At 67.8% G+C, this 8,704-nt stretch carries 7 protein-coding genes and 1 pseudogene; 4 read left to right on the plus strand and 4 right to left on the minus strand.

Annotated elements, in window-relative coordinates:
- Positions 1 to 12: 12 nt before the first annotated feature.
- Positions 13 to 2,790 (plus strand): ATP-dependent DNA helicase, encoded by a 2,778-nt coding sequence (locus RSO01_RS36690; protein WP_147155573.1) that lies wholly within the window; start codon positions 13 to 15, stop codon positions 2,788 to 2,790.
- Between the two features lie 227 nt (positions 2,791 to 3,017).
- Here the strand turns inward: RSO01_RS36690 and RSO01_RS36695 are convergent, their stop codons facing one another.
- A complete protein-coding gene (locus RSO01_RS36695; RefSeq protein ID WP_147155574.1) occupies positions 3,018 to 3,266 on the minus strand; it encodes a hypothetical protein in 249 nt (82 codons plus the stop codon).
- Between the two features lie 316 nt (positions 3,267 to 3,582).
- Between RSO01_RS36695 and RSO01_RS36700 the strand changes: the two genes are divergently transcribed.
- Positions 3,583 to 4,566, plus strand: a complete 984-nt coding sequence (locus RSO01_RS36700) for a sugar-binding transcriptional regulator (protein WP_147155575.1) — start codon at positions 3,583 to 3,585, stop codon at positions 4,564 to 4,566.
- Positions 4,567 to 4,594: 28 nt separating this feature from the next.
- Here the strand turns inward: RSO01_RS36700 and RSO01_RS36705 are convergent.
- Positions 4,595 to 5,505, minus strand: a pseudogene (locus RSO01_RS36705) (SDR family oxidoreductase).
- 50 nt (positions 5,506 to 5,555) lie between these two features.
- On the opposite strand from RSO01_RS36705, the gene RSO01_RS36710 reads away from it, so the two are divergent.
- Positions 5,556 to 5,981 carry a GNAT family N-acetyltransferase gene (locus tag RSO01_RS36710; RefSeq protein ID WP_147155576.1) on the plus strand — a complete coding sequence of 142 codons (426 nt, stop codon included), beginning with the start codon at positions 5,556 to 5,558 and terminating at the stop codon, positions 5,979 to 5,981.
- On the opposite strand, the gene RSO01_RS36715 is transcribed toward RSO01_RS36710, so the two are convergent.
- Together RSO01_RS36715 and RSO01_RS36720 are read right to left on the minus strand one after the other, a co-directional pair.
- A complete protein-coding gene (locus RSO01_RS36715) occupies positions 5,982 to 6,941 on the minus strand; it encodes a D-2-hydroxyacid dehydrogenase (protein WP_147155577.1) in 960 nt (319 codons plus the stop codon).
- Between the two features lie 138 nt (positions 6,942 to 7,079).
- Entirely contained in the window at positions 7,080 to 7,526 is a 447-nt protein-coding gene (locus RSO01_RS36720) for a PPC domain-containing DNA-binding protein (protein WP_147155578.1), read from the minus strand.
- Positions 7,527 to 7,654: 128 nt separating this feature from the next.
- Here RSO01_RS36720 and RSO01_RS36725 point away from each other — a divergent pair, with 128 nt between their 5' ends.
- Positions 7,655 to 8,662 (plus strand): Bug family tripartite tricarboxylate transporter substrate binding protein, encoded by a 1,008-nt coding sequence (locus RSO01_RS36725; RefSeq protein WP_147155579.1) that lies wholly within the window; start codon positions 7,655 to 7,657, stop codon positions 8,660 to 8,662.
- Positions 8,663 to 8,704 lie beyond the last annotated feature (42 nt).

The raw sequence follows: 8,704 nt of genomic DNA on the forward strand, positions 1-8,704 counted from the left end.
ATCCGGCTGTTGATGGTGTCGTTATCCAACCGCTCTTCTCTGATCGCGACCGCCCGCGGCGCGCTGTGGCGCGGACCAGGCGGGACGATCGAGAGGCTGCGCGCCGCCGACGCCACCATGCGTGCGGCGGCCAGCTCGCCGCTTGTCTGCCACGCACCGGCGGTGGCGGCGCGGCTCGGCCTGGACGACCTGCCGGCGCTCGATGTCCTGGAACTCTTCGCCTTCGTGCGGCCGGCCAAGTTCTGCCTGCCGACAACGCGCGGCCTCTGCGAAGCGGTCGACCTCGCAGTGCCGACAACACCGGAAGAAGAGGTCGCCGCGCTGCCTCAGGTCGCGACTGCGCTGCTCGACGAGCTCGAGGACATGGCGGCACTGGCCTCGCGCGAACTCGCGGAGACAGCGCTGGCCATGGCGCGTGGACAATGGCCGTGGGGCGATGACGTGCTGGCCGCATTGGGCATCGACCCCACGGCCAAGAAGCCGCGGCCGGGCGCCGGGCTCGACGTCTGGAAGAGCCTGCCGCAATGGGAGGAGCCGCCGCCCGCACCGCCGCCTTCGAGCCAGCCGGTCGAGCCGCGCGAGGCGCGCCTGCGGCTCGCCCAGATGGTCGCAGCCGGCGCCAACATCGCCGAGGCGCGGCCGACGCAGAGCGACTACGCCTCGGCCGCTTCCCAGGCCTTCGCGCCGCGCGAACGCGAGGACCAGCCCAACGTCGTGCTGGTCGAGGCCGGCACGGGCGTCGGCAAGACCCTGGGCTATGTCGCGCCGGCCAGTCTGTGGGCCGAGAAGAACGGCGCGCCGGTCTGGATCGCCACCTACACCCGCAACCTGCAGCGCCAGATCGACAACGAGCTCGATCGGCTGCATCGCGATTCGGCCGAGAAGCGCCGCAGGGTCGTGATCCGCAAGGGCCGCGAGAACTATCTCTGCCTGCTGAACTTCCAGGAAGCCGTGCTGCGCACGGGGTTGCAGCCCGAGAACGCCGTCGGCCTTGGCCTGCTGGCGCGCTGGGCGCTCAACAGCCGCGACGGCGACATGGTGGGCGGCGACCTGCCCGCCTGGCTGCTCGACCTTTTAGGCCGCGGCCGCATCTCGCGGCTGGCCGACCGGCGCGGCGAATGCATCTACTCGGCGTGCGAGCACTATCGGAAGTGCTTCGTCGAACGCACCATCCGCCGCGCGCGCCAGGCCGACATCGTGATCGCCAACCATGCGCTGGTGATGGTGCAGGCGGCGATGGGTGGCCTCGACGACGCCACGCGGCCGCTGCGCTACGTGTTCGACGAGGGCCATCACCTGTTCGACGCTGCCGACGGCGCCTTCGGTGCGCATTTGAGCGGAGTCGAAGCTTCCGACCTCCGGCGCTGGCTGTTGGGCGCCGAAGGCCGCCGCGGCAGCCGCGCCCGCGGTCTCGAACGACGCCTTGCCGATCTTCTGGGCGACGACCTCGAAGCGCATAGGGCGCTGCGCCGCCTGCTCGACCTCGCCCAGCAACTGCCCTCGCCCAACTGGCAGACGCGGCTCGCTGACGGCACGGTGCTGGGCCCGGCCGAGGAGTTCTTGGCCCTGGTGCGCCAACAGGTGCGCGCGCGGGCGTCGGGCGACGACCAAGGCTTCGGCCAGGAATGCGATGTGCGCCCGCTGAATCCCGGCCTGGTCGAGGCGGCCGACCGGCTGGGCGAGGCGCTCGAGCAGATGCTGGCACCGGTGCGCCGGCTGCGCCAGGCGCTGCGCACCAAGTTGGAGACCGAGGCCGACAAGCTCGACTCGGGTCAGCGCGGGCGCATAGAAGGCGTCGCCCGCTCGCTCGCCAACCGCTGCGAGCTCACGCTCGAAGCCTGGCGCGCCATGCTGCGCGGCCTGCACAACGAGCCCGATCCCGCCTTTGTCGACTGGTTCGCCATCGAGCGCATTCAGAACCGCGAGATCGATGTCGGCATGTACCGGCACTACCTCGATCCGACCGAGCCGTTCGTGAACTCCGTGATCGTGCCGTCGCACGGCGCGGTCATCACCTCGGCGACCCTGCGCGATTCGCTGGGCGTGCCGGCCGCCGCCAACGACGAGCAGTCCGAGACCTTGGCCGACTGGATGGTGGCCGAGGCGCGCACCGGCACGCGCCATCTCCAGGCGCCGGCGATCCGCGCCGCCATGGCCTCGCCGTTCGATTATGCCAAGGCCACGCGCGTGCTGATCGTGCGCGACGTCAAGCGCGACGACGCCGACCAGGTGGCCGCGGCGTATCGCGAGCTGTTCCTGGCGGCGGGCGGCGGCGCGCTCGGCCTGTTCACCGCCATCGGCCGCCTGCGCGCCGTGCACCAGCGCATCGCGCCGGCGCTCGAGGAGGCGGGCCTGCCGCTCTACGCCCAGCATGTCGGCGGCATGGATGCCGCGACCCTGGTCGACATCTTCCGCGCCGAGGAGCATTCCTGCCTTCTGGGCACCGACGCGGTGCGCGACGGCGTCGACGTGCCGGGCCGCTCGCTGCGCCTGATCGTGTTCGACCGCGTGCCCTGGCCGCGGCCCGACATCCTGCACCGCGCCCGCAAGGCCTCGTGGAAGGAAGCGGGCGCCGGCGCCAACGCCTATGACGACATGCTGGCGCGGTTGCGCCTCAAGCAGGCCTACGGGCGCCTGATCCGCCGCGGCGACGATCGCGGCGTGTTCGTCATGCTGGACTCCCGGCTGCCCAGCCGCCTGCTGGGCGCCTTTCCGCCCGGCGTCGCCGTCGATCGTGTCGGACTGGCCGACGCGGTTGCAGCCGTGAAGGTGTTCCTCGAAGCGACGTGAGCGGTGCATGCACTGCCGTCAGGAATTTCCGCAGTTCCCGCATTTTGCGCTACCCCTTCCGGGGTGGAGTGCACCCCCAAAGTGAGACAGGAAAATGCGGACAACAGCAGGCAGCCGGCAGCCGGCAGGTTTGGCCTGCCGTGCTGTGAGATCAGATAAACGATGCATAGAGCGACCGTCACCGTACCAGGGGCGGTAAGGGCGGTCAATAACTATGGTTATTTCGTTCACCTTGCGAAGCGTTGCAGGGCCCAAAACAAGGCCGCGCCGAACATGGCGCCGTAGATGCCGAACTCGGCCGTCGTCATCAGCCGCTCGCGGCGACGGCGCGCCAGCACCGACGAGCGGATCCTCTCCTTGGGGACGAGGTCGGTCGACCATTTCGAGCCCGGCCGCCGGTAGAGCACCCGCGTGTCCTTCCGCCAGCCCAGGCACGCGCCGATCAGGCCGAAGATTGAAGCAGTGATGATCAGCACGCGCCTATTCTAGCCGGCGATTGTAAGATAATCGACGCACAGCGGGATCAAGGTGACCGGTCGGGTGCAAGAACCTTTCGGAGCGGAAGTGACGAGTGCACCCTGGCGTCCGGGATTGCGGCGGCGGCAGCGACGATGGCCACGCCGATCATGTTCCGTGGTTCATGTCTTGCTCGCTGGCTTGGCGACTTGATGCGCCGACACGGCTGAGCACATATGTCTGTCTTCAGGCACAGATGTGCTCACCATAAGGTAGCTGCACAAATGTGACAAGCGCGGCCCATTTGTCCCCAATGCGAGAATAAGCACAGGAAATATGTCCAGAAACAAGCTGACTGCTGCCGTCCCCTCCCCCGTCGCCGAGGATGCGGACGATTTCGATGCGAAGACCGCAGCGCGCGTTTGCTGGCATTATTTCAAGGAGGGGCAGACGCAGGAGGAAGTCGCTCGACGTCTCGGATTCACCAGAAAGCGCATCAATCGCATCATCGCCCAAGCGCTCAGCTCGGGGTTGGTGCAGATCACGATCGACAGCCAAATCGGCGCCTGCGCCGAGTTGGAATCGCGGCTGATCGCGCAATACCGCCTGCGTCGCGCGATCGTCGTGCCCTCGCCTGCGCCTGACCTCGATGTTCGCACCGTCGTCGGCGCAGCCGCAGGTCAATACATCTCCGATCAGCTCGGGCCGTCCGAAACGCTCGGCATCTCCTGGGGTGGCACGATCCATGCCGCGGCTCAGAACCTTCGCCGCCGGCACGGAGGCAATACGGTGGTCTCGCTGGTGGGTGGCCTTGCCATGAGCGGACCCATCAATCCTTATGACAACGCCGCCATGATGGCGCGCGCACTGGGCGCGACGTGCCGATATGTCACCACACCGATGATCGCCGACTCGCGGGAGCTGCGCGATGCGCTCGTGCGCAGCACGCACGTTGCCGCGGCGCTCGCTGCCGTACGCTCAGTCAATCGTGCGCTGCTGAGTGCCGTGGATCTGACCAACCGCTCCAGGGCGCTGGAGTATGGTGTGATCACACGCGATACATTGCGTTCGCTCAGGACGGCGGGCGCCGTCGGCGACATCGCGGGACACTACCTGAATGCCAGCGGTAGCCTTGTTTCGCATCCCTTGGTCGACCGTGTCATTTCGGTCGATCTCACGTCGCTCCGGGCGGTCGGCGAACTGGTCCTCGCGGCCGGCGGCGCGCACAAAGCAGCCATCATACGGGCCGGCATTCTTGCCCGGCTGTGCCATGTCCTCATCACCGACGAAGCCGCCGCCGAAGCGCTGCTCGCTTTCTAGACCTCCCGAGAGGAGGTTCGCTGCACTCCTAGCGATAGCCCGTGACGTCCGCGGGCTTACCGGCGTCCTGGACCTCGACGACGTAGCGCCAGGCGTCGGGTTGGCTGCCGTCGAGGTCGGTGAAGCCGTAGACCTTGGCCAATCCGCCGCTGCTGAGCGACTGGCCATGCCAGCGTGCCCGCTGCGGATCCTGGGCGAGGGCGGCCACCGCGCGGCCGACGAAGTGCGGCGTCTCGGTGATGGCGAAATGCGGCTGGCGCTCGATCGCGTTGCGCCAGTTGGCCTCGCTCACCTGATAGGCGTCGAGCATGGCTTCTGAGCGCAGCCAGCCCGGCGTCAGCGACACCACCGTCGCGCCACGTCCCTCGAGCTCGTGCGCCAGCGCGAAGGCCACGCGGTCGATCGCACCTTTGCACAGGTCGTAGAAGAACGAGACGCGATAGTGCTCGGCGTTGTAATCGCGCGTGCCGTCGTTGATCTCGACCAGAAGGCCGCCCGGTTGGCGCAGCATCAGCGGCGGGCGAAGTGGCTGGTGATGACGTGTGTGTCGACGGCGCGATGGAACAGCCGCAGCCCCTCTTCCAGGTCGGACTCCCACACCGTCTTGCTCCATTCCATGCGGGTGAGGCCGAAGATGTCGTTGACCAGCACATCGAGCCGGCCGTGCTCACGCTCGATGCGCTCGACCAGCGCACGCACCTCGGCGGGCACGAGATGATCGACCCGGACGGCAATGCCGCGGCCGCCGGCCTTGTCGACCAGCGCCGCCGTTTCCTCGATGGTCTCCGCCCGGTTCATCTCCGAGCGCCGGCCCTCGCCGGAGCGGCCGGTGCAGTAGACGGTGGCGCCGGCCGCGCCCAGCTCGACGGCGATGCCGCGCCCCGCGCCGCGGGTGGCGCCGGCGACAAGGGTGACCTTGTCTTCGAGAGATTGAGCCATGCTCTTTTCCTTCAAACACCGTCATGACGGGATTGGGCTATATCTCACTCATGACCAAGCCATCATCTGTCCTGTATGCACATGAACCTCGCCTCGACGTCGACGCGTTCTGTCGCGTGCTGCTCGACTCGGGTCTCGGCGCCACACGGCCGACCGGCGACCGGCCGCGCATGCAGCAGATGCTCGACCAGGCCGACCTCGTCGTCACCGCACGGCTCGATCGGCCCGACCGGATGCTGGTCGGCGTGGCGCGTTCGATCACCGACTTCTCCTGGTGCTGCTACCTCTCCGAGCTCGCGGTCTCTTCTTCGGCCCAGGGGCTCGGCGTCGGCAAGGGCCTGATAGACGAGACGCGCCGCCTGCTCGGGCCGCGCGTCAGCCTGGTGCTGGCGTCGATGCCGGAGTCCGTCGGCTTCTACGAGCGCATCGGCATGCCACGCCAGCCCGACGCCTTCTGGTTCAAGCGCAGCGAATAGTCAGTAGCCGGCCGAACGGTCGACGACTTCCTTGAGCGGCGCGCCGTCGAGGAAGCGGCCGAGATTGTCGACGAACAGCCGCGCGACGAAGCGGTCGCGCTGGGGATGAGGCCCGCCGATATGCGGCAGCACGATGATGCCCTCGGCGGCCCAGAACGGATGCTCCGACGGCAACGGCTCCTGGCGGAAGACGTCGAGCAGCGCACCCGCGATCTTCTTCGCCTTCACGGCAGCGATGAGATCGTCGTCCTTGATGATGTGGCCGCGGCCGAAGTTCAGCAGCCAGGCCGAGGGCTTCATCTTGGCGAGCCGTGCTGCGTTGATGAAGTTGTCGGTCTCGGGCGTCGCCGGCAGCAGCAACAGCACGAAATCGGATTGTGCCAGCACCTCGTCGGTACGCGAGGCCGGCAGCACCTCGGCGACGTTGGGCATCGGCGCCACGCGCCGCTTGGTGCCGATCACGCGCATGCCGAGCGCGGCAGCGATACGCGCCACCTCCTGGCCGATGGCGCCGAGACCCAGGATGCCGAGCGTCTTGCCGGTGAGCGGCTGCGCCACGGTGTTCACCCACTTGGACTGCTTCTGATGGTCCGCCACCGTCCGGTAGGGTTTGGCGACATGGAACAGCGCGCCGATGATGTTCTCCGGCATCGATTCGGTGTGCGTGCCGCGCGCGCAGGTGAGCGTGAGACCGGCCGGCAGGTCGGGCAGCGCCAGCCAGCCTTCGACGCCGGCGCTCATCGCCTGCGCCCAGCGCAGCTTGGGCATGCTGGGCAGCAGGCCCGGCGGCACGCCGCCCGCCATCAGCGCCTCGGTGCGCGAAAGCTGCTCGGCCGAAGGCTTGTCCTTACGCGGCAGCGTCTCGACCGCCACGCGATCGGCAAGGCCCGCCGCCTTGATGGCGTCGAGATAGGCGGCGGTCTGGTCGGTCCACAGCAGGACATGCGCGCGATTGGTCACGATAGCGGCTCCGGGTGTCGGGATGAGGCCGCTACCGTAAACATCCTGATCGCGGCTTTAAAGGTCCCTCGCTGCGCTCGGGACGACAGCGGGTGCGTAGTCGACACGTCCTGTCATCCCGAGCGCAGCGAGGGACCTTTATTCCTGCCTCAAATCGATCAGCGCCAACCCCAGCTCCGGCCGCTTGCGGCGGCGCAGGCGGGCCGGGGTCTCGACGATGGTGACTTCGAGGGTCGGGCGCACGATGCCGCTCAGGAAATGGCCGCCGCGGGTCGAGCCGTCGCTCATGCCGAGCACGGCGTGCATGTGCAGGCTGGGCCTGCCATCGTCGCCGAGCGCGATGTCGCCCAGCAGGCTCAACGCCTCGCACTGGCTGCCGATCTCGATCGGCTTGTAGTTTTTCTTGGCGAGGTCGAACCAGCCGACGGTCGCGCGTTCGAAGGCGCCGATCGCCGTCAGCGAGGCGGCGTCGAGCCTGGTGGCGACGGCGAAGGCGGTGATGGCGGCAAAGGCCTCCTCCCCGGCGTCGAGGACGAGCACATAAGTGCGTTCACCGGCGTTCTGCCATACGAGCTTCGATTCCATTTTCGTCAACTCGGCTGGGATGAAAACGTTGCATCACGCCCCATTTTTGCCCGCATTGCGCTGCTGCAAGCGGACACCGCTTCTATAAACTCCGCGCCCAAGAAAAGGTTCAGTGGAGGTTTCAACCAATGAAAAATGTGATTCTGCCGCGCCGTCGCGCACTCATCCTGACCGGTGGCGCGCTGGCCGCGCCGATGCTTGCCCCGATGATAGCCACTGGCGTCGCCCGCGCGGCCGACGAGTGGCCCAACAAGCCGGTGAAATACATCGTGGTGTTCCCGGCCGGCGGCCCGACCGACACGTTGTCGCGAATCGTCTGCCACGAGCTCGAGAAGCTCACCAATCAGCAGTTCATCATCGACAACAAGAGCGGCTCGGGCGGCGTGGTCGGCGCCGAGGCGATCGCCCGCTCGGCGCCCGACGGCTACACGATCGGTCTCTACACCATCGCCGCCCACGCCATCGCGCCGACGCTCTACACCAAGCTGCCGTTCGACGCGGGCAAGGACTTCACCGGCATCGCCATCCTGTGGGAGGTGCCGAACATGCTGATGACGCGGCTCGATTTCCCGGCCAATACGGTGCCGGAGATGATCGCGCTCCTGAAGGCCAATCCGGGCAAGTACTCGTTCGCCTCGTCGGGCGCGGGCACCAGCCCGCAGATCACCGGCGAGATGTTCAAGAGCATGGCCGGCGTCAACATCCTTCACGTGCCCTATCGCGGCAGCGCACCGGCCCATCAGGACATCCTGGCGGGCCAGGTCGACATGATGTTCGACAATATCCCGGGCCCGCTCGGGCTGATGAAGGGCGGCAAGGTGAAGGCGTTCGCCGTGACCTCCAAGGAGCGCCATCCGGCGGCGCCCGACGTCCCGGCCATGGCCGAGTTCCTGCCGGGCTTCGAGATCACCTCGTGGGGCGGCGTCTGCGGCCCGGCCGGCCTGCCGCCGGCGATGGTCACGCGGCTGTCGGAACTGCTGAAGCAGGCGCTGGAAAGCGCCGCCCTGAAGGAAGCCTTCGACAAGCAGGGCGCCACGCGGCGCTGGCTCAATCCCGCCGACACGGCGGCCTATCGCGCCGACAACGAGAAGCGGCTGGCGCCGATCATCAAGGCGTCGGGCGCGAAGGTGGAGTGACTCATTGCCGGAAGCGCGCCACTCTGTGGCGCGTCTTCGGAG

This window comes from Reyranella soli (genome assembly GCF_007992495.1).
Lineage (GTDB): Bacteria > Pseudomonadota > Alphaproteobacteria > Reyranellales > Reyranellaceae > Reyranella > Reyranella soli.